Source organism: Streptococcus mitis, from assembly GCF_002096815.1.
GTDB classification, from domain to species: Bacteria; Bacillota; Bacilli; order Lactobacillales; family Streptococcaceae; genus Streptococcus; species Streptococcus mitis_AD.
In genome coordinates this window covers 166,829-189,797 of record NZ_NCVJ01000017.1, presented here as the reverse complement: position 1 = coordinate 189,797, position 22,969 = coordinate 166,829, and the positions used below count along the sequence as shown (strand labels likewise).

Here is a 22,969-nt window from a genome sequence, read left to right as displayed (position 1 = left end):
GACTTTTTAAGTATAAACCGTTTTCATCTAAAAATCAACTATTTATCATAAAATAATTAAAAAGATTACATCTGAAAATATTGATATATTGAGTTTTAGAGAAGTTTTTTTGAATCCTTATTTAAAAATTTAATATAAAAAAGTTGGAAGCGTATTCCAACTTTTAAAATAGGTTTTTATTAGATTAGTGGGTGAAGTCGAGTACCATACGTCCTTGAATTTGACCTTTTTCCATTTCGTCGAAAATTGCCACAGCATCTTCTATTGGACGTTTTTGAACAACTGGAACTACCAAACCTTCAGCACCGAATTGGAAGGCTTCTTCCAAGTCTTTACGAGTTCCAACGAGAGAACCGATGACTTGGATTCCATCTAGAACAGTTTTCACGATGCTGAGTTCCATCATTTCAGAAGGAAGACCAACAGCGACTACGCGACCACCGGCACGAACTGAGTCAACAGCCTGGTTGAAGGCAACTTTAGACACAGCAGTTACGACAGCTGAATGAGCTCCACCATCTGTTTTTTCCTTGATGAGTCCAGGTACATCTTCAACTTCTAGGCCGTTAATAACAATGTCAGCACCTACTTCTTTTGCAAGGGCAAGTTTGTCGTTATTGATATCAACGGCGATGACATGAGCATTGAATACTTTTTTAGCATATTGAACAGCCAGGTTACCAAGTCCACCAGCACCGTAAAGAACAACCCATTGACCTGGTTCAACTTTTGCTTCTTTTATAGCTTTATAGGTTGTTACACCAGCACATGTGATAGAAGAGGCTTGGGCTGGATCAAGTCCGTCAGGAACTTTAACAGCATAGTCTGCAGTTACAATACATTGTTCAGCCATACCACCATCTACCGAGTAGCCAGCATTTTTCACTGTACGGCAAAGGGTTTCGCGACCAGTTGTACAGTATTCGCAAGTGCCACATCCTTCAAAGAACCAAGCAACGCTGACACGGTCGCCAACTTTAAGACTCTTAACATCTGGTGCAATCTCTTTAACGATACCAACACCTTCGTGTCCAAGAACACGTCCTGGTACCTGACCGAAGTCGCCATGAGCAACGTGAAGGTCAGTGTGGCAAACACCACAGTATTCAATTTCTACAAGTGCTTCCCCAGTTTCAAGTGGACGGAGTACTTTTTCTTCAATAGCAACACCAGTGCTTTCTGGATTTACAACAACAGCTTTCATAGCTATCCTCCTTGATATTGACCGAGAACAGGGACAACGGGACTGGATTGATTTTGTGTCAACAGAGTCGAGTGTGACGAGCTCTCTTGTATTTATATGTGAAGTATATCACAAAAGAAAGCCTTTTCCAAGGTTTTGGAGGCAAAAAATAGAACAATCGATTAACTGGTTGATGAGACTGTGAAAAGAGCACAAAGACCAGCTTGCAAGCTGGTCAGAATGGACTATAAGAATAAATCTTGCAGGGTTTTGGCAACCCCGTCTTGGTCATTTGTCAAGGAAATTTGCTCATCTGCATAGGGGAGTAGCTCTGGGTTGGCATTTTTCATTGCATAACCTTTCCCAGCAAAAGCTAGCATTTCGGTATCATTGTGTTCATCTCCAAAGGCAATCAAATCCTTTTTATCGCGGTTCATTACCTTGAGCAAGTAGTCCAAAGCAAAGGCCTTATTAACTCCTTTTGGTGTACACTCAAGGATATTGAGCGGACCTCCCCAGGTATTAATAGAAAGTTGATGCTGGTAGAAGGTGTTCATTTCTTTTGCCAAGGCATATTTGTCACTGGCTCTAGTCTGCAACAGAATGCAGTTAGGATTCTTGGTTACCAACTCTGGCTGAAATTGATCTTCAGGATGGAAAGATTCTACACCAAATAGTTTGGGATTGGCAATTTCTTCATTAGGATTTGTAATGTAGAATTTTTTACGATATTCTCCAGCGATAAAATCGGCTTGAATGTCCTCTGAACGTTGAACCATGTCTAAAAGATATTTTTTGTCTACCGTCAAACACTTTTCAAAATCCCAAACTTGGTCTGGTAAATGAGTAAGGGAGCCGTTGAAATTAATCATAGGAGTGTCTAAGCCTAGTTCACGGTAAAAATCTTTTGACATTCGGTAAGGGCGCCCTGTCGTAATAATAACTTGATGGCCTTTTTCAGCAACTTTTTTGATGGTTTTTTTGGTAAAGTCAGAAATTTGACTGTCTGAGTTGAGCAGGGTTCCATCCAGGTCAACTGCAATAATTTTTTTCGTCATAGGGACCTTTCTAGTGTCTTTTCAGATAAGATGTCTTCTATTATAACAGAAAGCAGGCAGAAAAGCAGATTCCAAACAAAAAATGAAATTGGATCAATTTCTTAAATAAATCAAACAAAGATATTGAAAAAGTGAATGATAAATGATATAATTCTATTATTGTTCGTAAAAATTAAAAGGAGATTAATAATGGACAAATTATTTAAACTAAAAGAGAACGGTACAGACGTTCGTACAGAGGTTCTCGCTGGTTTAACAACCTTCTTTGCAATGAGTTATATTCTCTTTGTAAACCCACAAATTCTTTCGCAAACAGGAATGCCTGCTCAAGGTGTCTTCCTAGCGACGATCATTGGTGCAGTAGCAGGTACCTTGATGATGGCCTTCTATGCTAACTTACCTTATGCCCAAGCGCCAGGTATGGGTCTTAACGCCTTCTTTACATTTACAGTCGTATTTGGACTCGGTTATTCTTGGCAACAAGCCCTAGCTATGGTCTTCATCTGTGGGATTATCTCATTGATTATTACCTTGACAAATGTTCGTAAAATGATCATTGAATCGATTCCAAATGCTCTTCGCTCAGCTATTTCAGCTGGTATCGGTGTCTTCCTTGCCTATGTAGGGATTAAGAATGCTGGACTTTTGAAATTTACGATTGATCCAGGTAACTATACTGTTGTAGGAGAAGGGGCTGACAAAGCTCAAGCGACGATTGCAGCAAACTCTTCAGCAGTTCCAGGCTTGGTCAGCTTTAATAATCCAGCTGTTTTGGTGGCTCTTGCAGGACTTGCTATCACAATCTTCTTTGTCATTAAAGGGATTAAAGGGGGAATTATCCTTTCTATCTTGACAACAACTATTCTTGCTATTGCAGTTGGTTTGGTAGATTTGTCTAGTATCGATTTTGCTAATAACCATGTTGGTGCAGCCTTTGAAGACTTGAAGACAGTTTTTGGTGCAGCTCTTGGTTCAGAAGGTTTGGGAGCTTTGATTTCAGATACAGCTCGCTTGCCTGAAACTCTGATGGCTATTCTTGCCTTTTCATTGACAGATATTTTTGATACAATTGGTACCTTGATCGGTACAGGTGAAAAAGTTGGTATCGTAGCGACAAATGGTGAAAATCATCAATCAGCTAAGTTGGACAAGGCTCTTTATTCAGACTTGATTGGTACTTCAATTGGTGCTATCGCTGGTACTTCAAACGTAACGACTTATGTTGAGTCTGCTGCTGGTATTGGTGCAGGTGGACGTACTGGTTTGACAGCCTTGGTTGTAGCTATCTGTTTTGCGATCTCAAGCTTCTTTAGTCCACTTCTAGCGATTGTACCAACAGCCGCTACAGCTCCAATCTTGATTATCGTTGGGATTATGATGTTGGCTAGCTTGAAAAATATCCATTGGGACGATATGTCTGAAGCGGTTCCTGCTTTCTTCACATCTATCTTTATGGGATTCAGCTACTCTATCACTCAAGGGATTGCAGTTGGTTTCTTGACTTACACTTTGACTAAGCTTGTCAAAGGTCAAGCTAAAGATGTTCATGTAATGATTTGGATTTTGGATGCCTTGTTTATCCTTAACTACATCAGCATGGCCTTATAATAGGATAACCCAGGGGGAATTTCCCCCTTTTTTAATACAAAGGAGATAGGTGATGAAAGAGAAAAGTATCTGGAAAGAATTATTGAATCGTGCAGGTTGGCTGTTAATCTTTCTGCTAGCGACAATTTTATATCAGATTCCTATAGGGGTTACTGCTATTTTAACCTTAAGAGAAGTACCGCTATTACAGTCAGGACTGATAGTTGCTGGTATTTCGATTGTGGTTCTGGTGCTATTTATTATTGGAGCTCGTAAAACGCAATTAGCAAGTTTTAATTTTTCTTTTTTTAGAGCGAAGGATTTGGCACGTTTGGGCTTGAGTTATTTAGTTATTATCGGGTCAAATATACTTGGTTCTATCTTGTTACAACTGTCAAATGAGACGACAACAAGTAACCAGTCTCAGATTAACGATATGGTTCAGAATAGTTCTCTGATTTCCAGTTTCTTCTTACTGGCCTTGCTTGCTCCGATTTGTGAGGAAATCTTGTGCCGTGGGATTATTCCTAAAAAGATTTTCCGAGGAAAAGAGAACTTGGGATTTGTAGTCGGTACGATTGTGTTTGCTTTATTGCATCAACCAAGTAATTTACCTTCTTTATTGATTTATGGAGGTATGTCGATTGTTCTATCTTGGACGGCTTACAAAACCCAACGTTTGGAAATGTCTATCTTGCTTCACATGATTGTTAATGGGGTAGCCTTCTGTTTATTGGCTCTTGTGGTGATCATGAGTCGGACATTAGGGATTTCTGTTTAAGATTTTTGACAATTGCTTACTTGTTTCTACTGGGAAAAAGATGAATGCAATCGTGTCCATCTTTTTCTTTTTATGGTAAAATAGAGAAATAATATGATGAAAAACCTTGAGGGAGTGACCGATATGTCAAGTAAAGCCAATCATTCAAAGACATCTATTTGCGGAATTATTAATGTAACCCCAGACTCCTTTTCGGACGGTGGTCAATTTTTTGCTCTTGAGCAGGCACTCCAGCAGGCTCGTAAATTGATAGCAGAAGGGGCTAGTATGATCGATATCGGCGGAGAATCGACTCGGCCTCGGCCGGGAAGTAGCTATGTTGAGATAGAAGAGGAAATCCAGCGTGTTGTTCCAGTGATTAAAGCGATTCGCAAGGAAAGTAATGTCCTCATTTCCATTGATACTTGGAAAAGTCAGGTGGCAGAGGCTGCTTTGGCTGCTGGTGCCAATCTAGTCAATGATATCACTGGTCTTATGGGTGATGAGAAAATGGCTCATGTGGTTGCTAAGGCTGGAGCGAAAGTAGTCATTATGTTTAATCCAGTTATGGCGCGACCTCAGCACCCTAGCGCGCTCATATTTCCTCATTTTGGTTTTGGACAAGCTTTTACAGAGGAAGAGTTAGCTGACTTTGAAACATTGCCAATCGAAGAGTTGATGGAGACTTTCTTTGAACGAGCACTAGCGAGAGCAAATCAAGCTGGAATTGCACAAGAAAACATCCTGCTGGATCCAGGAATCGGCTTTGGTCTGACCAAGAAAGAAAATCTGCTTCTTTTACGGGACTTGGATACACTACATCAGAAGGGGTATCCAATCTTTCTTGGAGTGTCGCGCAAGAGGTTTGTAATCAATATCCTTGAAGAAAATGGCTTTGAAGTCAATCCTGAGACAGAACTTGGTTTCCGTAATCGAGATACGGCTTCGGCTCATGTAACTAGTATCGCTGCGAGACAGGGTGTAGAAGTGGTGCGCGTGCATGACGTAGCTAGTCACAGGATGGCAGTTGAAATTGCCTCCGCTATTCGTCTGGCTGATGAAGCGGAAAATTTAGATTTAAAACAATATAAATAAGATGAAAGAAATTCAAAACAATCAGTGGATTGCTAACTACCGGACGGACCAACCGCATTTTGGCTTGGAACGAATGGAGGAACTATTAGCTTTGCGTGGCAATCCCCATCTCAAACTCAAGGTCATCCATATCGGAGGGACCAATGGCAAGGGTTCGACCATTGCTTTTTTGAAAAAGATGCTAGAAAAGCTAGGGCTGAGAGTTGGCGTGTTTAGCTCGCCCTATCTCATTCATTATACAGACCAGATTAGCATCAATGGGGAATCTATCCCAGAGGCTAGACTAGAAGCCCTCATGGCAGACTATCAGTCTTTGCTTGAGGGGGAATCGGCTGCCAATTTGGAGGGGACAACTGAGTTTGAGATTATCACAGCCATAGCCTATGACTACTTTGCTTCAGAGCAAGTAGATGTGGCTATCATGGAAGTCGGCATGGGTGGGCTTTTAGATAGTACCAATGTCTGTCAGCCCATTTTGACAGGAATTACGACTATTGGACTGGATCATGTGGCCCTACTTGGTGATACCTTGGAAGCCATAGCAGAGCAGAAGGCAGGTATTATCAAACAAGGGATTCCCTTGGTGACAGGTCATATTGTTCCTGAAGCCTTGACTGTGATAGACTCTATTGCAGAGGCTAAAAATGCGCCGAGACTTGCCTATGGGAGTGATTACCAGGTTCGTCATCAAGAAAGCGTGGTAGCGGGCGAAGTCTTTGACTATACAAGTGTTGTCAGACAAGGTCGCTTCCAGACTGGCCTGCTTGGTTTGTACCAAATAGAGAATGCTGGGATGGCTATAGCTTTACTTGATAATTATTGTCAAGAAGATGGTCGAGAGCAAGCAAGCAATCACTTGCTGACTCAAGCCTTGGAAGAAACAAGTTGGCCAGGGCGTTTGGAAATCGTGTCAAGAGAACCCTTGATGATTTTGGATGGAGCCCACAATCCCCATGCTATCAAGGCTTTATTGACAACCTTGCAAGAACGCTTTGCGGATTATCGTAAGGAAATCCTCTTTACTTGTATCAAAACCAAGGCTTTGGAGGATATGTTAGACTTGCTGGGGGCCATGCCAGATACCGAGCTTACTCTGACACATTTTGACGATAGTCGGGCGACTGATGAAAGCGTGCTGGAAGAGGCAGCTAAGTCTAGAAATCTCAGCTACCAAGATTGGCAGGATTTTCTAGAGCAGAAATTGACAGATAAAAAAGAAGAGAAAAAAACAGTTAGGATTGTCACAGGTTCCTTGTATTTCTTGAGCCAAGTGAGAGCCTATCTGATGGAGAGGAAGAACGAAAATGGATACACAAAAGATTGAAGCAGCTGTAAAAATGATTATCGAGGCTGTAGGAGAGGACGCTAATCGCGAGGGCTTGCAGGAAACACCTGCTCGTGTCGCTCGTATGTACCAAGAGATTTTTTCAGGTCTTGGTCAAACAGCGGAGGAACATTTGTCAAAATCTTTTGAGATTATTGACGATAATATGGTGGTAGAAAAGGATATCTTTTTCCATACCATGTGTGAACACCACTTTCTACCATTTTATGGGAGAGCGCATATTGCCTATATTCCAGATGGTCGTGTGGCAGGTTTGTCTAAGCTAGCCCGTACGGTTGAAGTTTATTCTAAAAAGCCACAAATTCAAGAACGATTGAATATCGAAGTGGCCGATGCCTTGATGGACTATCTAGGTGCTAAAGGAGCCTTTGTTGTCATTGAGGCGGAACATATGTGTATGAGCATGCGAGGTATCAGAAAACCAGGCACTGCAACCTTGACGACAGTAGCTCGTGGTCTATTTGAAACAGATAAGGACCTCCGAGATCAGGCTTATCGTTTAATGGGACTGTAAAAAAATCCGCTTTGGGCGGATTTTTCTAGAAAGGAATCATTATGGATCAACTACAGATTAAGGATTTGGAAATTTTTGCCTATCATGGTCTTTTTCCTAGTGAGAAAGAATTGGGGCAGAAGTTTGTCGTTTCAGCCATCTTATCTTATGATATGACCAAGGCGGCTACAGACTTGGATTTGACAGCCTCTGTCCATTACGGAGAATTGTGTCAGCAGTGGACGTCTTGGTTTCAGGAAACAACTGAGGACCTGATTGAAACGGTAGCCTATAAATTGGTAGAACGTACCTTTGAGGCTTATCCTCTTGTCCAAGAGATTGAGTTGGAATTGAAAAAGCCTTGGGCGCCAGTGCATTTGCCACTAGATACTTGTTCGGTGACCATCCATCGCCGCAAGCAACGGGCCTTTATCGCCCTAGGAAGCAATATGGGGGATAAGCAAGCAAACTTGGAGCAAGCCATTGACAAACTGCGAGCTCGTGGCATCCATATTCTTAAAGAGTCCAGTGTCTTAGCGACGGAGCCTTGGGGTGGAGTGGAGCAAGATAGCTTTGCTAATCAAGTGGTTGAGGTGGAAACCTGGCTACCAGCACCAGTCTTGTTAGAAACCTTGTTAGCTATTGAGGCAGAAATGGGACGGGTGAGAGAAGTGCATTGGGGACCTCGTTTGATTGATTTGGACTTACTCTTTGTGGAGGACCAGACCATTTACACAGACGACCTCATCTTGCCCCATCCTTACATAGCAGAACGCCTGTTTGTTCTTGAGTCTCTACAAGAAATTGCGCCTCATTTTATCCATCCGACATTAAAGCAACCTATTCGCAACTTGTATGATGCTTTGAAAAAATAGAAAAACTCTAGTTTTCAGTTACTTGTAACTGAAGACTAGAGTTTTTATACTCTTCGAAAATCTCTTCAAACCACGTCAGCGTCGCCTTACCGTATATATGGTTACTGACTTCGTCAGTTTCATCTGCAACCTCAAAACGGTGCTTTGAGGGTGTGGCTAGCTTCCTAGTTTGCTCTTTGATTTTCCTTGAGTATTAAAATAGGTCATTTTCTTCTGGGAGGAGGATAGTCTCTCTACCATCCATGTCTAAAACCAAGACTCTCGGGGGATAAAGAGGGTCGAAAGGGTGGTTAAAGTCAAAATCAATGGCTGTAGGGAGGTGTTGACTTGAAAAGTGGAAGGTAATTTTTCCTTGGTTATTGAGCAATTGAAACTCGAGTTCCTCCTCCAATTCAAAGACATTTTTTAAGAAGTGGTCGATGATATACCAAAAAGAGTCAATAACATCATCAGGCAAGCTGGTAACAATGCCAAAACTAGCCGACCGCATCTGGGTATTGGTAAAAGCCATATTTCTGCCCCCCTTTCTTTTCCATTATCATACAGCAAATAGGATTAAAAATCAAGAAAAGGTGATTTTTTCTTCATAAACATAGCTTCCTATGAAATTTTTTCAAATAATCTTCAAAAAAAGCTTGAAAGTGTTTACAAATAGTGATAAAATGGAATAAGTAGAATCATGAAAACGAAATTTTCATACCGTCTCTTTTTTAGAGTCTCGTGAGGTATGATATAGAAAGGAAATGGAATGAATACAGACGATACAGTAACGATTTATGATGTCGCCCGTGAAGCAGGGGTTTCAATGGCGACGGTTAGCCGTGTAGTTAATGGCAATAAAAATGTAAAAGAGAATACTCGTAAAAAAGTGCTTGAGGTGATTGATCGTTTGGATTACCGTCCAAATGCCGTGGCGCGTGGTCTTGCAAGTAAAAAGACAACTACTGTCGGTGTCGTGATTCCAAATATCACCAATGGTTATTTCTCAACGCTTGCCAAAGGGATTGATGATATTGCTGAAATGTACAAGTATAATATCGTTCTTGCTAATAGTGATGAGGATGATGATAAGGAAGTTTCAGTTGTCAATACCCTGTTTTCTAAGCAAGTGGATGGTATCATCTTTATGGGGTACCACTTGACTGAAAAAATTCGTTCAGAGTTTTCTCGTTCTCGAACACCAGTTGTTCTTGCAGGAACTGTGGATGTAGAACATCAGCTTCCAAGTGTCAATATTGACTACAAACAAGCAACGATTGATGCAGTAACCTACCTTGCTAAAGAAAATGAGCGCATTGCTTTCGTTAGCGGTCCACTAGTGGATGATATCAATGGTAAGGTTCGTTTGGTTGGCTACAAGGAAGCCTTGAAAAAAGCAGGGATTTCTTATAGCGAAGGATTGGTATTTGAGTCTAAATACACTTATGAAGATGGCTATGCCTTGGCAGAACGCTTGATTTCATCAAATGCAACTGCAGCAGTTGTAACAGGTGATGAGTTGGCAGCAGGTGTCTTGAACGGCCTTGCTGATAAGGGTGTGTCAGTACCAGAAGAGTTTGAAATCATTACTAGTGATGATTCACAGGTCTCTCGCTTTACTCGTCCAAACTTGACCACTATTGCCCAACCTCTTTATGACCTTGGTGCTATTAGTATGCGTATGTTGACTAAGATTATGCACAAGGAAGAGTTGGAAGAACGTGAAGTTCTCTTACCTCATGGTTTGACAGAACGCCGCTCAACACGAAAACGTAAATAGAAAAAATCAGGGAATCGTGAAGATTTCCTGATTTGTTTTTAGAGAAGAGACTTACCCTTCCATATAGTCTTTCAAAGCCTGTCCTGTTAGTCCGGCATTGAGGGCAATGAGGAGCTTTAGGCGGGCTTTTTGGGCGTTGAGTTCTTTAACAAAGAAGACACCAGATTTTTGCAACTGCACGCCCCCGCCCTGGTAGGCATAAACAGGTTCCGCAATACCGTTAAAGCATCGTGAAACAAGGGCGACTGGGATTCCTTGTTGCAGAAGGCTTTCTAATTTTTGAGCCGTTTCTTTGGGAACATTACCAGCCCCGAAGGCTTGGATAATCAAACCGTCCAATTGTTCCAAATCCAGCATATCAATTAGCTCATCTGTCATACCAGCATAAGCCGAGATGATAGGGACCAATCCTTGTATGTGATCAAGGTCAAAGCGAACACGAGGTTCAGCTGTTTTGAAGTAGAGGATTTCCCGCTTCGTAATCAGACCAAGTGGCCCATGTGTTGGGGTCTGGAAGGTGCCGACGTTGGTCGTATGCGTTTTGGTAACATACTTGGCAGCATGGATTTCATCGTTCATAACAACCAAAACCCCTTTGTCCGCAGCCCTGTCATCGCTAGCCACCCGTAAAGCACTCAGATAGTTATAAACACCGTCGCTGCCGAGTTCGTTAGAGCTACGCATGGCCCCTGTTAGAACGATAGGCATATGGGGAACTTCCATGGTATCAAGGAAATAGGCTGTTTCCTCTAAAGTATCGGTCCCGTGTGTGATTACCACTCCATCGTAGTTAGCAGCTTCCTCTTTGATTTTTTGGTAGAGGGCCAGCATATGCTTGGGTTGGATATGAGGGCTTGGCAGGTTAAAAAAGTCCAAGTCGTGGACATGGATTCCTTCAAGAGGATTGGACACATGGTTCATGGGATTATCTGAACTCGTCACAACAGCGCCAGAAGCATCGGCTTGCATGGAAATAGTCCCACCCGTATGTAAAACAAGGATTTTCTTAGGCATGATTTACTCACTCTTTCTGAAATGTGGTATAATCATTGTATCACAAAAGGGGAGATTGGGATAGGATGGAAGTCAAAGCGGTTTTTTTTGATATCGATGGAACCTTGGTCAACGATCGCAAGAGTGTTTTGAAATCCACTAAGGACGCGATTAAAATCGTCAAAGAGCAAGGGGTACTTGTCGGCGTAGCGACAGGTCGAGGACCTTTTTTTGTTAAGGAATTGATGGACGATTTGGATCTGGACTTTGCGGTAACTTACAATGGCCAGTATATCTTTAATAAAGACAGAGTCTTGTTTACGAGCCCTATTTCCAAGTTACATTTGCGCCAGCTCATTACTTATGCTAAAAAAGAGGGTAAGGAGATTGCTCTAGGGACCAAGGATGCCATGTTAGGTTCTAAAATCATGTCCTTTGGTTTGGGTTCTTTTTCCCAACGAATCAGTCGCTTCGTTCCCTCTGTTTTAACTCGGACGGTGAGTCATTCCTTTAATCGTATGGTCAGCAAGGTTGTTCCCCAAAAGGAAGAAGATCTGCTTCATCTGATCAATCAGCCTATCTACCAAGTTTTGATGCTGATGACGCCAGAAGAATCTGAGAAGGCGGCAGCTGATTTTGAAGATTTGAAATTGACACGTAGCAATCCTTTTGCAGCGGATGTCATCAATCAAGGAAACTCTAAATTGGAAGGTATTCGCCGAGTTGGAAAAGAATATGGCTTTGACCTCAACCAAGTCATGGCCTTTGGTGACTCCGATAACGATCTTGAAATGCTGGCAGGCGTTGGGATGTCGGTTGCTATGGGAAATGGTAGTAGCAGTGTCAAGGAAGTTGCCAAGCACATTACCACTAGCAATCAACAAGACGGAATCCACAAGGCACTGGAACATTTTGGTGTTTTGGCTTCAGAAAAAGTCTTTGTCAGCCGTGATTATCATTTCAATAAGGTCAAGACCTTCCACCACATGATGGATGAACGGACCCAAGAAGAACCTCGAGCTTGGGATTTAGAAGGTGCAACCCACAGGGCTGGCTTTAAAATAGAAGAATTGGTAGAGTTTGTTCGAGCTGCCAGTCCTTCTGAAGAGGACTTTGGTCAAGCTCTATCGCAACTTCATCAAGCTCTTGATAAGGCGGCCGATAAAGTGGCTAAGAAGACGCCTGCTCAGCAAGATTTGATAGGTCAGGTAGATGCCCTGATTGACACGCTTTACTTTACCTACGGTAGTTTTGTCTTGATGGGGGTGGACCCAGAACGTATTTTTGATATCGTCCATCAGGCTAATATGGGGAAAATTTTCCCAGATGGCAAGGCTCACTTTGATCCAGTGACCCATAAAATCTTAAAACCAGATGATTGGGAAGAAAAATATGCTCCAGAACCTGCTATTAAAAAGGAACTGCAGCGCCAGCTCAAGGCTTACGAACGCCATAAAGAGAGAAATAATACTCAATGAAAATCAAAGAGCAAACTAGGAAACTAGCCGCAGGCTGCTCAAAGCACTGCTTTGAGGTTGTAGATAGAACTGACGAAGTCAGCTCAAAACACTGTTTTGAGGTTGTAGATAGAACTGACGAAGTCAGTAACATATATATACGGCAAGGCGACGTTGACGTGGTTTGAATTTGATTTTCGAAGAGTATAAATAGTAAACAAAAAGGAGCGCTGAGCTCCTTTTCTTCGTGACTATAGGGTTTTTTCTTGTTCTCTCACAACCAGCAAATCAACCTTAGCATGGCGGAGGATGTATTCAGATGAAGAGCCGACCAAGAGGCGTTCAAAGGCGTTGAGACCAGTTGCGCCAACAAGGATGAGGTCCACTTCCTCAGCATCGGGAATAGTACGTGCCAAGAGGGTTTTTGGATTTCCCATTTCAATGACGATATGAACATCTGCCACACCAGCATCTCTTGCACGTTTTTCGTACTCTTTCATCAGACTTTCAGCGTCGACTTGGAGTTCTTCGTAAACTTCAGCATCAAAGGTGGATACGCTTTGGAGAGCGCGTGTGTCAATGACATGTGCGATGGTGAGTTTAGCGTCGTTTCGTAGAGCAGAATGAACTCCCTTGACAAAAGCCAAGTCCGCTTCTTTAGAACCATCGATTGCGACCATGATATTTTGGTAACGTTGTGCCATAATGAAACCTCCTGAAATTTTCTTACTATAATTGTAAACCTTTTCACTATAGAAGTAAAGCAAAAAAGGTATTTTTTAAAAGAATATTAGCGCTTAAAATCTATATAAATATATGATAAAATAAAAGAAAGGATAGCAGGAAAGAAGTGAAGGGGGGAGAATGATGAAAAACGCTTTTCAAAAATCAAATTTCCTTTATTATGGAATCATCCTAGTTTCAGTCTTGCTAGAAGTTATCATGGTCTGGCAATTAGAGAGTCTGGTACCGCTTCTTTATCCAGGGTTTATAGGTTTTTTAGTCTTTCATGTACTCTACCATCTAATTTTATTCCTAGTTGCAAAACGAAGTGGGCGTTGGGATTACTTGATGATATGGGGACTTTTCCTCATGTTCAATCTTCTTTATGACTCCTTTTTAGGCTTGCTTTTTCTAGGTTTATCTTTTGGTATGTAATGTGACTTTCGCAAAATACCTGCTATCTCCCCTGTCTCGACCTCGCTTTTAGCGAGGTTTTTCTTCTATACGAAACTAGTAACACATTTCAGTAAACTTGTCGCATTCTCTTTCTAGTGGTATAATGTTACTATCCTGATGAATTGAGGAAACAAGATGAAAGAATATAACAAGTCTAGTAAGTTAGAGCATGTTGCTTATGATATCCGTGGCCCTGTTTTGGAAGAAGCCATGCGGATGCGAGCAAATGGAGAAAAGATTTTACGTCTGAATACAGGAAATCCAGCAGAATTTGGCTTTACAGCGCCAGATGAGGTCATTCATGACTTGATTATGAATGCGCGTGATAGTGAAGGATATTCTGACTCCAAGGGGATTTTCTCAGCCCGTAAGGCTATTATGCAGTATTGTCAACTGAAGAAATTCCCAAATGTAGATATTGATGATATTTATCTTGGAAATGGTGTTAGTGAGTTGATTGTCATGTCCATGCAGGGGCTTTTGGACAATGGAGACGAGGTCTTGGTGCCAATGCCAGACTATCCTCTTTGGACAGCGGCTGTCAGCCTAGCTGGAGGAAATGCCGTTCACTATATCTGTGATGAAGTTGCAGAATGGTACCCAGATATTGACGATATCAAGTCAAAAATCACTTCCAATACCAAGGCAATCGTCCTTATCAATCCAAACAACCCAACTGGAGCCCTTTATCCTAAAGAACTCTTGCTGGAAATTATTGAGATTGCCCGTCAAAATGATTTGATTATCTTTGCGGATGAAATTTACGACCGCATGGTCATGGATGGACACGTGCATACGCCTGTGGCGAGCTTGGCACCAGATGTCTTCTGTGTCAGCATGAATGGTTTATCAAAATCCCACCGTATTGCTGGCTTCCGTGTAGGTTGGATGGTCTTGTCTGGACCTAAGACACATGTTAAAGGCTATATCGAAGGGCTCAATATGCTGTCCAATATGCGTCTTTGCTCTAACGTTTTGGCCCAACAAGTCGTACAAACTTCCTTGGGTGGTCACCAATCAGTTGATGAATTGCTCCTTCCAGGTGGACGAATTTACGAGCAAAGAAACTTCATCTACAATGCCATTCAAGATATTCCAGGTTTGTCTGCCGTTAAACCCAAGGCTGGACTCTATATCTTCCCTAAAATCGACCGCAATATGTACCGTATCGATGATGATGAACAGTTTGTCCTTGATTTCTTGAAGCAGGAAAAGGTTCTCTTGGTTCATGGTCGAGGCTTTAACTGGCAGGAACCAGACCACTTCCGTATCGTTTACCTTCCTCGTGTTGATGAACTAGCCCAAATCCAAGAAAAGATGACTCGTTTCTTGAAACAGTATCGTAGATAGGGCTTACATTCGAAAAAGCTGGAAACATTTGCCTAGAGCTATTGACAAAAGTGAAAGAATCAGATAGAATAGTAAAGTATGTTTAGTAACTGATCACTTTATAGCCGGCTAAACGAATACAAAATCTATGAGGAGGTATTCATCGTGAAACGTACTTATCAACCAAGTAAACTTCGTCGTGCGCGCAAACACGGATTCCGTAACCGTATGTCAACTAAAAACGGTCGTCGCGTATTGGCAGCTCGTCGTCGTAAAGGACGCAAAGTTTTGGCTGCATAATCCAAACGAACCATAACAAAAATCAGTAGGAACTCGAGTCTACTGATTTTTATTTTTGTAAAAAAGTTCAAAAAGGCTTTATATTTTTGCTCAAATAGTGTATAATATTTCACATACTGTAAAAAATGGAGAATAATCATGAAGAAATCAAAAGTTATGCTTTTTGGAGCTATGGCTTTGACAGCAGGTCTAGCTCTAGCGGCATGCGGGTCATCCCAATCAAGCAATGCAGACAAGACATACTCTTATATCTTTGTCAGCAACCCTGATACCTTGGATTATATTACCTCTACACGAGATTCTACATCTAGCATCACAACCAACTTGGTTGATGGTTTGTTGGAAAATGACCAGTATGGCAATCTCATTCCCTCTATGGCTGAGTCATGGACCGTGTCAAAAGATGGTTTGACTTACACTTATAAAATCCGTCAGGGGGCTAAATGGTACACTTCTGAAGGAGAAGAGTATGCGGATGTAACCGCTCATGACTTTGTGACTGGTCTCAAGTATGCTGCTGATAAAAAAGCTGAGAACTTGTACTTGGTTCAAGACTCTATCAAGGGACTAGCAGACTATGTTGAAGGGAAATCATCTGATTTTGGAACTGTTGGTGTTAAGGCAGTGGATGATTACACGCTACAATACACTCTCAACCAACCTGAGACTTATTGGAACTCTAAAACAACAGCAAGTATCCTTAGTCCTGTAAATGAAGCCTTCTTGAAGTCTCAGGGAGATGACTTTGGAAGTGTGACACCATCAAGTATCTTGTCAAATGGTCCTTACTTATTTAAATCATTCACATCCAAATCTTTGATTGAACTTGACAAAAACCCTAATTACTGGGATAAGGACAATGTTAAAATCGAGAAAGTGAAACTCTCTTTCTTTGACGGTTCTGACCAAGACAGCATTGCTAGAGGTTTCTTGGATGGTAACTATACTGATGGCCGTATCTTCCCAACAAGTTCAGTCTTTGCTGAACTCAAGAAGGGGAATGAGGACAAGATTACCTACACACCGCAAAACTCAGTTACTTTCTATTATCTTTTCAACGTGAATCGTCAAAGCTACAAGCAGACTATGAAACAGTCTGATAAGGAAAAGACGGATTCACGCGCAGCTATGCAAAATAAAGATTTCCGTCAGGCTATCAACTTTGCCTTTGACCGTCATGCCTATGCAGCGCAGACAAATGGTGAAGATGGAGCAGACCGTATCTTGCGTAATACGATTACACCAAGTAACTTTGTTCAAGTTGGTGATAAGAACTTCGGTGACATTGTCAATGAGAAAATTGTCAACTACGGTAAAGATTGGGCAAATATCAACCTAAACGATGGTAAGCAAGCCTTCTTGAATCCTGAAAAGGCCAAAGAGAAGTTTGCCAAGGCCAAAGAAAGTCTGCAAGCTCAAGGAGTAACCTTCCCAATTCATTTGGATATGCCAGTTGACCAGACTGCCAAATTAGATGTGCAACAGGCTGGCTCTTTCAAACAAACAGTAGAAGAAACTCTTGGTAAGGAGAATGTAGTTATCGATGTTATCCAACTTTCTCCAGATGAAAAAGACAAGGCAACCTACTTTGCAGATACAGCAGAACAAAAAGACTACGATATCGACATCTCAGGATGGGGTGGAGACTACTCAGATCCTAAGACTTACCTAGCTATTCTTGATCCAGAGACAGGTTCTCAGTTGAAAAACATGGGCTTGTCTGAAGGAAAAGACAAGGAAGTCAAGAACAAGATTGGTCTTTCTGACTACAAGAAACTCTTGGATCAGGCTGATGCGGAAATCACAGATACTCAAGCTCGCTATGAAAAATATGCTGAAGCCCAAGCTTGGTTGACAGATAGTGCCCTCTTCCTACCAGTTCAAAGTGGTGGAGCTAACCCAATCTTCCGTAAGACTGTACCGTTTACAGGCCCATTCTCATTCGTTGGTCATAAGGGAAATGCTGACAACTACAAATATGTTGAATTGCAAAAAGAGCCAGTCACTGCTAAACAGTATCAAGAACTCTATGAAAAATGGCTGAAAGAAAAAGCTGAGTCAAATAAAAAAGCTCAGGAAGATTTAGCTAACCATATTCAATAATATTCCTAGTCATGCTTTTCAGTTAATACTCTTCGAAAATCTCTTCAAACCACGTCAGCGTTGCCTTACCGTATATATGGTTACTGACTTCGTCAGTTCTATCTGCAACCTCAAAACAGTGTTTTGAGCTGACTTCGTCAGTTTCATCTACGACCTCAAAGTAGTGCTTTGAGCAGCCTGCGGCTAGCTTCCTAGTTTGCTCTTTGATTTTCATTGAGTATAAGCATAGTGGCTGAATTCAGAAAAAGGCCTTACCAGACGCTTCTTGCTTCTGGTAGGGCCTTTTCTTTATTCTTTTAAGTGATAAGAGTAGCTAGCGACAACGACGTCTTGGTGCCAACGAAGGGCGTATTTGAGTTTAAGACTCATCTGATTGTGCAGGATATTTTGCCAAGGTTTATTAGGGATAAACTGGGGTACCAGGACAGTGACTGTATAGTTCTTTTTCTGGGCATCCTCAGAGATTCGTTTGACATACTTGACAGTAGGGGTGATGATGTCGCGGTAGCTGGTCTTGATGTTCTTCAGAGTAATGGTTGGGAAGTAATCGGCAAATTCTTGGAGAATTTCTTGGTCTTTCTCTGCTGTTTCCTTAGTAGAAATGTGCATGGCTAAGACTTCATCACCGATACTTTGAGCGTAGTTAATGGCTCCGACGCTAACTCGGGTGACATTTCCTACTAGGACGAGGACAAGATTGCCATCGTAGGTACGTTTTTCGATGCCTTCATAGAGACGTAGTTGTTGGGCCACTTTTTGGTAATGACTGTGAATGGCCAAGAAAAGTAGGGTGAGTACGAGAATAATCGGGAAGAAAGGCCAGATATCACTGAGACGGAAAAAGAGCAGGATCAGCACGATAGCGTAGCAAATGATGGCTCCAAGGATATTGGCAAGGGCAGGTTTTAAGAAATTTGTCCCTTTTTCTTTTTTCCAATGGCGAATCATCCCAGTCTGAGATAGGGCGAAGGGAACGAAGACCCCGATAGTATAAAGGGGAATCAAACGTTCGGTATTGCCATTAAAAATGAGAAGAAGAATCATAGCCCCAAATGCCAGAGTTAAAATTCCATTAGAGTAGCCTAGGCGGTCTCCTTTTTCCATAAAGAGATGGGGCATGTATTTGTTTTTAGCCATATTGTAAGCTAGCATAGGGAAGGCCGAAAAGCCGGTATTTGCAGCTACGGCCAAAATTAAGGCTGTGGAGAATTGGAAGGTATAATAGCCAAGGTGGCCTAAGAAGGAATTACCAAGGATACCTTGAGCCATCTGTGAGAGGATGGTTTCTCCGTGTTGCGGCATAATTCCCATCCAGTAGTTTAGGAAGGTAATACCAGCAAACAGAAAACCTAAAATCAGTGACATGATGGTCAAGGTCTGAGCTGCATTCTTTTCTTTCGGAGCCTTGAAAAAGGGAACGGCATTTGAAATAGCTTCAACCCCTGTCAGAGAGGCAGAACCACTGGTAAAGGCTCTTAGAATGAGAACGATAGACAGACTCGGTACAGCATGCCCGATAGGAGAAGTTGCCTGATAGCTGAGAGAACCAGTTACTAGTTGAAAGATTCCATAGAGCAAGAGAAAGACAGTACTGATGATAAAGAGATAGACAGGAATCATCAGTGAACTGGCAGATTCTTTTAAGCCCCGTAAATTCAAGAGCATAAGCAAACAAACTAGAAAAATGGAAATGTGGAGGTTGTAAGGGTGGAGAGCAGGGAGAGCTGCTGTGATAGCATCGGCTCCAGATGACACCGATACCGCCACAGTCAGCATGTAGTCAACCAGCAGACTACCTCCAGCAATTAAGCCAAGTTCGGGAGATAGATTTTCTCGAGTAACCATATAGGCCCCTCCTCCTTGAGGGTAGGCATGGATGATTTGACGGTAGGAGACGGTCAGGCTAGCTAGGAGTAGGAGGACAAAGAGGCCGATAGGAAGACTCCACCATATCGCAAGAGGAGAGAGACTAGCCAAGACGAGGACTACTTGCTCAGGCCCATAGGCAATGGAAGATAGAGCGTCGCTTGACAACATGGCCAAGGCCTGCATTTTTCCCAGCAGACCTCCCTCGCCTTCTGTTAAGGACTTAAGAGGACGACCGATAAAGGTCTGTTTTAATTTTGTAAACATTGTATTTTCCTTTTCTGAAAATTTCAATAAGTGCTATTATACTGCTTTGGGAAAATAGCGTCAAGAGACGACGATGGATTTTAGAATATTTTGTACAGATGAGGAGAGAGGGCAGTTTTTTGGTATAATAGAAGATAGAAAACGAGGTTAGAAGAGATGATTTTTGATACACATACACACTTGAATGTAGAAGAATTTGCAGGTCATGAGGCAGAAGAAATCGCCTTAGCTGCTGAGATGGGTGTGACACAGATGAATATTGTTGGTTTTGATAAACCGACGATTGAGCGTGCCTTGGAGTTGGTAGATGAGTATGACCAGCTCTATGCGACTATTGGTTGGCATCCGACAGAAGCAGGGACTTACACGGAGGAGATTGAAGCCTACTTGCTTGATAAGCTCAAGCATCCCAAGGTTGTTGCTTTAGGTGAGATTGGTTTGGACTACCATTGGATGACAGCGCCAAAAGAGGTGCAGGAGCAGGTTTTTCGCCGTCAGATTCAGTTATCTAAGGACTTGGATTTACCTTTTGTTGTCCATACTCGTGATGCGCTGGAAGATACCTATGAGATTATCAAAAGTGAGGGCGTTGGTCCTCGTGGTGGGATTATGCACTCATTTTCAGGGACTCTTGAGTGGGCAGAGAAGTTTGTCGCGCTTGGCATGACTATTTCCTTCTCAGGAGTGGTGACTTTTAAGAAGGCCACCGACATCCAAGAGGCGGCTAGAGAACTTCCTTTGGACAAGATTTTGGTGGAGACGGATGCGCCTTACTTGGCTCCTGTTCCTAAACGTGGTCGTGAAAATAAAACAGCCTACACTCGCTATGTAGTGGACTTTATCGCCGACTTACGTGGTATGACGACAGAAGAGCTAGCGGCGATAACAACTGCAAATGCAGAACGAATTTTTGGATTGGACAGCAAGTAATGAAAGAAAAAATTTCCCAAGTTATCGTGGTCGAAGGGCGCGATGATACGGCCAATCTCAAACGCTATTTCGATGTAGAGACCTATGAGACACGAGGTTCTGCCATCAATGAGCAAGATATTGCACGTATTCAGCGCCTACATGAGCTTCATGGAGTCATTGTCTTTACAGACCCAGATTTTAATGGGGAGCGGATTCGTCGCATGATTATGACGGCTATTCCAACAGTTCAGCATGCCTTCCTCAAACGAGATGAAGCTGTTCCCAAGTCCAAGACCAAGGGCCGTTCTCTGGGAATTGAGCATGCCAGCTATGAAGACCTGAAAATGGCTCTAGCTCAGATTACAGAACAATTTGAACATGAGAGTCAGTTTGATATCAGTCGTAGCGACTTGATTCGCCTTGGTTTTCTAGCAGGGGCAGACAGCCGTAAGCGACGAGAATATCTAGGAGAGGCTCTCCGAATTGGCTATTCCAACGGCAAGCAACTCCTCAAACGCCTAGAGTTGTTTGGGGTTACCTTGGCAGAAGTGGAAGAAGCTATGAAATCTTATGAGAACAGCTAAGCAGACCCCAAATGTAAGGGGAATGTGTTACAATAGAAGTAACAGATAATAGAAAAGAGAATAGATGAGAATTGCAGATTATAGCGTGACCAAGGCAGTGCTAGAGCGTCACGGTTTTACCTTTAAAAAGTCCTTCGGGCAAAATTTCTTGACGGATACCAATATCCTTCAAAAAATCGTGGATACGGCTGAGATTGATGACCAGGTTAATGTCATCGAAATCGGGCCAGGGATTGGTGCCTTGACAGAATTTTTGGCTGAGCGTGCAGCAGAGGTCATGGCCTTTGAGATTGACCACCGTTTGGTGCCGATTTTGGCAGATACCCTGCGTGATTTTGATAATGTGACCGTAGTCAACGAGGACATTCTCAAGGTTGATTTGGCGCAGCATATCCAGAATTTTAAAAATCCTGACCTGCCAATCAAGGTAGTGGCTAACTTGCCATACTACATCACGACTCCTATTCTCATGCACTTAATCGAGAGTGGGATTCCTTTTAGTGAGTTTGTGGTCATGATGCAAAAAGAAGTGGCGGATCGTATCTCAGCTCAACCTAACACCAAGGCTTACGGTAGCTTGTCAATCGCTGTGCAGTACTACATGACAGCTAAGGTTGCCTTTATCGTGCCTCGTACGGTCTTTGTGCCAGCACCAAACGTGGACTCAGCCATCTTGAAAATGGTGCGCCGTCCAGAGCCAGCTGTAGCAGTAGAAGATGAGAACTTCTTCTTTAAGGTTTCCAAGGCTAGTTTTACCCATCGCCGCAAGACCTTGTGGAATAACTTGACAGGTTACTTTGGCAAGACTGAAGAGGTCAAGGACAAGCTGACCAAGGCTTTGGACCAAGCAGGCTTGTCACCAAGTGTGCGTGGGGAAGCTCTCAGCTTGGCGGAATTTGCCAGCCTAGCAGATGCACTTAAAGGACAAGGACTTTAAAATGCAGGGACAAATCATTAAAGCCTTGGCTGGGTTCTACTATGTAGAGAGTGATGGCCAGGTCTATCAAACACGCGCGCGTGGGAATTTCCGTAAAAAAGGGCATACTCCCTATGTTGGGGACTGGGTAGATTTCTCTGCGGAGGAAAATTCAGAAGGCTATATTCTCAAGATTCACGAACGCAAAAATAGCCTAGTCCGTCCGCCCATTGTCAATATTGACCAAGCTGTAGTAATCATGTCCGTCAAGGAACCTGATTTTAACAGCAATTTGCTGGATCGTTTCTTGGTTCTTTTGGAACACAAGGGAATCCATCCCATCGTTTATATTTCTAAAATGGATTTGTTGGAAGATAGAGAAGAACTGGATTTTTATGAACAGACTTATGGTAATATCGACTACGACTTTGTGACCAGTAAAGAGGCACTCCTGCCTTTATTAACAGGCAAGGTTACGGTCTTTATGGGGCAGACAGGTGTTGGGAAGTCAACTCTTCTCAATAAAATCGCACCAGACCTCAATCTTGAAACAGGAGAAATTTCAGACAGTCTGGGTCGCGGGCGCCACACTACTCGAGCAGTTAGTTTTTATAATCTCAATGGGGGTAAAATCGCAGACACACCAGGTTTTTCATCCTTGGATTATGAAGTATCAACGGCGGAAGACCTCAATCAGGCCTTCCCAGAGATTGCCACTGTCAGTCGAGACTGCAAATTCCGTACTTGTACCCATACCCATGAGCCTTCTTGTGCGGTTAAGCCAGCAGTTGAAGAAGGTACCATTGCGCCCTTCCGTTTTGACAACTACCTGCAATTCCTCAGTGAGATTGAAAATCGCAGAGAAACCTATAAAAAAGTCAGCAAAAAAATTCCAAAATAAGGAGAAA

The 22,969-nt window shown here is 42.5% G+C and carries 22 protein-coding genes; 16 read left to right on the top strand and 6 right to left on the bottom strand.

The window, feature by feature from the left end; all coding sequences use genetic code 11:
* Positions 1-184: 184 nt before the first annotated feature.
* Entirely contained in the window at positions 185-1,204 is a 1,020-nt protein-coding gene (gene adhP / locus B7696_RS02885) for an alcohol dehydrogenase AdhP (RefSeq protein WP_000649144.1), read from the bottom strand.
* A gap of 224 nt (positions 1,205-1,428) precedes the next feature.
* Entirely contained in the window at positions 1,429-2,241 is an 813-nt protein-coding gene (locus B7696_RS02880) for a Cof-type HAD-IIB family hydrolase (RefSeq protein ID WP_084862023.1), read from the bottom strand.
* 189 nt (positions 2,242-2,430) lie between these two features.
* On the opposite strand from B7696_RS02880, the gene B7696_RS02875 reads away from it, so the two are divergent.
* From B7696_RS02875 to folK, 6 genes are all read left to right on the top strand, one after another.
* Positions 2,431-3,849, top strand: coding sequence for an NCS2 family permease (locus B7696_RS02875; RefSeq protein WP_084862021.1), 1,419 nt, complete (start codon positions 2,431-2,433; stop codon positions 3,847-3,849).
* A 52-nt stretch (positions 3,850-3,901) separates the two neighbouring features.
* Positions 3,902-4,609: a CPBP family intramembrane glutamic endopeptidase gene (locus tag B7696_RS02870; protein ID WP_192856272.1), complete on the top strand. Its 708-nt coding sequence runs from the start codon at positions 3,902-3,904 to the stop codon at positions 4,607-4,609.
* Positions 4,610-4,702: 93 nt separating this feature from the next.
* Positions 4,703-5,683: a dihydropteroate synthase gene (gene folP, locus B7696_RS02865; RefSeq protein WP_023947034.1), complete on the top strand. Its 981-nt coding sequence runs from the start codon at positions 4,703-4,705 to the stop codon at positions 5,681-5,683.
* Position 5,684: 1 nt separating this feature from the next.
* Positions 5,685-7,007, top strand: coding sequence for a bifunctional folylpolyglutamate synthase/dihydrofolate synthase (locus B7696_RS02860; RefSeq protein ID WP_084862017.1), 1,323 nt, complete (start codon positions 5,685-5,687; stop codon positions 7,005-7,007).
* Complete coding sequence (gene folE / locus B7696_RS02855) at positions 6,988-7,542, top strand: GTP cyclohydrolase I FolE (RefSeq protein WP_084862015.1); 555 nt, start codon at positions 6,988-6,990, stop codon at positions 7,540-7,542. Before B7696_RS02860 ends, folE begins: the two co-directional genes overlap by 20 nt.
* Before the next feature lie 41 nt (positions 7,543-7,583).
* Complete coding sequence (gene folK, locus B7696_RS02850; protein ID WP_084862013.1) at positions 7,584-8,396, top strand: 2-amino-4-hydroxy-6-hydroxymethyldihydropteridine diphosphokinase; 813 nt, start codon at positions 7,584-7,586, stop codon at positions 8,394-8,396.
* 193 nt (positions 8,397-8,589) lie between these two features.
* Here folK and B7696_RS02840 read toward each other — a convergent pair whose 3' ends face one another.
* Positions 8,590-8,907 (bottom strand): DUF960 domain-containing protein, encoded by a 318-nt coding sequence (locus B7696_RS02840; RefSeq protein ID WP_000886037.1) that lies wholly within the window; start codon positions 8,905-8,907, stop codon positions 8,590-8,592.
* 237 nt (positions 8,908-9,144) lie between these two features.
* Between B7696_RS02840 and ccpA the strand changes: the two genes are divergently transcribed.
* Entirely contained in the window at positions 9,145-10,155 is a 1,011-nt protein-coding gene (ccpA, locus tag B7696_RS02835) for a catabolite control protein A (protein ID WP_001090628.1), read from the top strand.
* A gap of 51 nt (positions 10,156-10,206) precedes the next feature.
* Here ccpA and B7696_RS02830 read toward each other — a convergent pair whose 3' ends face one another.
* Complete coding sequence (locus B7696_RS02830) at positions 10,207-11,169, bottom strand: asparaginase (protein ID WP_023947043.1); 963 nt, start codon at positions 11,167-11,169, stop codon at positions 10,207-10,209.
* Positions 11,170-11,234: 65 nt separating this feature from the next.
* Between B7696_RS02830 and B7696_RS02825 the strand changes: the two genes are divergently transcribed.
* Positions 11,235-12,626 carry a Cof-type HAD-IIB family hydrolase gene (locus tag B7696_RS02825; protein ID WP_084862011.1) on the top strand — a complete coding sequence of 464 codons (1,392 nt, stop codon included), beginning with the start codon at positions 11,235-11,237 and terminating at the stop codon, positions 12,624-12,626.
* Between the two features lie 230 nt (positions 12,627-12,856).
* Here the strand turns inward: B7696_RS02825 and B7696_RS02815 are convergent, their stop codons facing one another.
* The gene (locus B7696_RS02815) at positions 12,857-13,309 is read right to left on the bottom strand and encodes a universal stress protein (protein ID WP_024058091.1); all 453 of its coding nucleotides are present in this window, start codon (positions 13,307-13,309) and stop codon (positions 12,857-12,859) included.
* 160 nt (positions 13,310-13,469) lie between these two features.
* On the opposite strand from B7696_RS02815, the gene B7696_RS02810 reads away from it, so the two are divergent.
* The 4 genes from B7696_RS02810 (at position 13,470) to B7696_RS02795 (ending at position 17,516) form a co-directional block, all read left to right on the top strand.
* The gene (locus B7696_RS02810) at positions 13,470-13,763 is read left to right on the top strand and encodes a hypothetical protein (protein WP_023947049.1); all 294 of its coding nucleotides are present in this window, start codon (positions 13,470-13,472) and stop codon (positions 13,761-13,763) included.
* 156 nt (positions 13,764-13,919) lie between these two features.
* Complete coding sequence (locus B7696_RS02805; protein ID WP_000666474.1) at positions 13,920-15,134, top strand: pyridoxal phosphate-dependent aminotransferase; 1,215 nt, start codon at positions 13,920-13,922, stop codon at positions 15,132-15,134.
* A gap of 144 nt (positions 15,135-15,278) precedes the next feature.
* Complete coding sequence (rpmH, locus tag B7696_RS02800; RefSeq protein ID WP_000831905.1) at positions 15,279-15,413, top strand: 50S ribosomal protein L34; 135 nt, start codon at positions 15,279-15,281, stop codon at positions 15,411-15,413.
* Positions 15,414-15,551: 138 nt separating this feature from the next.
* On the top strand, positions 15,552-17,516 hold the full coding sequence (locus B7696_RS02795; RefSeq protein ID WP_084862008.1) for a peptide ABC transporter substrate-binding protein: 1,965 nt from the start codon (positions 15,552-15,554) through the stop codon (positions 17,514-17,516).
* A gap of 288 nt (positions 17,517-17,804) precedes the next feature.
* On the opposite strand, the gene B7696_RS02785 is transcribed toward B7696_RS02795, so the two are convergent.
* Positions 17,805-19,649, bottom strand: coding sequence for an APC family permease (locus B7696_RS02785; RefSeq protein WP_000494451.1), 1,845 nt, complete (start codon positions 19,647-19,649; stop codon positions 17,805-17,807).
* A 156-nt stretch (positions 19,650-19,805) separates the two neighbouring features.
* On the opposite strand from B7696_RS02785, the gene B7696_RS02780 reads away from it, so the two are divergent.
* The 4 genes from B7696_RS02780 to rsgA all read left to right on the top strand — a co-directional run bounded on the left by B7696_RS02780 (position 19,806) and on the right by rsgA (position 22,962).
* Positions 19,806-20,579 (top strand): TatD family hydrolase, encoded by a 774-nt coding sequence (locus tag B7696_RS02780; RefSeq protein WP_033684736.1) that lies wholly within the window; start codon positions 19,806-19,808, stop codon positions 20,577-20,579.
* On the top strand, positions 20,579-21,145 hold the full coding sequence (rnmV, locus tag B7696_RS02775) for a ribonuclease M5 (RefSeq protein WP_000659993.1): 567 nt from the start codon (positions 20,579-20,581) through the stop codon (positions 21,143-21,145). The genes B7696_RS02780 and rnmV overlap by 1 nt, the downstream gene beginning before the upstream one ends.
* Positions 21,146-21,209: 64 nt before the next feature.
* Positions 21,210-22,082, top strand: a complete 873-nt coding sequence (rsmA, locus tag B7696_RS02770) for a 16S rRNA (adenine(1518)-N(6)/adenine(1519)-N(6))-dimethyltransferase RsmA (RefSeq protein ID WP_001216838.1) — start codon at positions 21,210-21,212, stop codon at positions 22,080-22,082.
* 1 nt (position 22,083) lies between these two features.
* The gene (rsgA, locus tag B7696_RS02765; protein ID WP_084862054.1) at positions 22,084-22,962 is read left to right on the top strand and encodes a ribosome small subunit-dependent GTPase A; all 879 of its coding nucleotides are present in this window, start codon (positions 22,084-22,086) and stop codon (positions 22,960-22,962) included.
* Positions 22,963-22,969 lie beyond the last annotated feature (7 nt).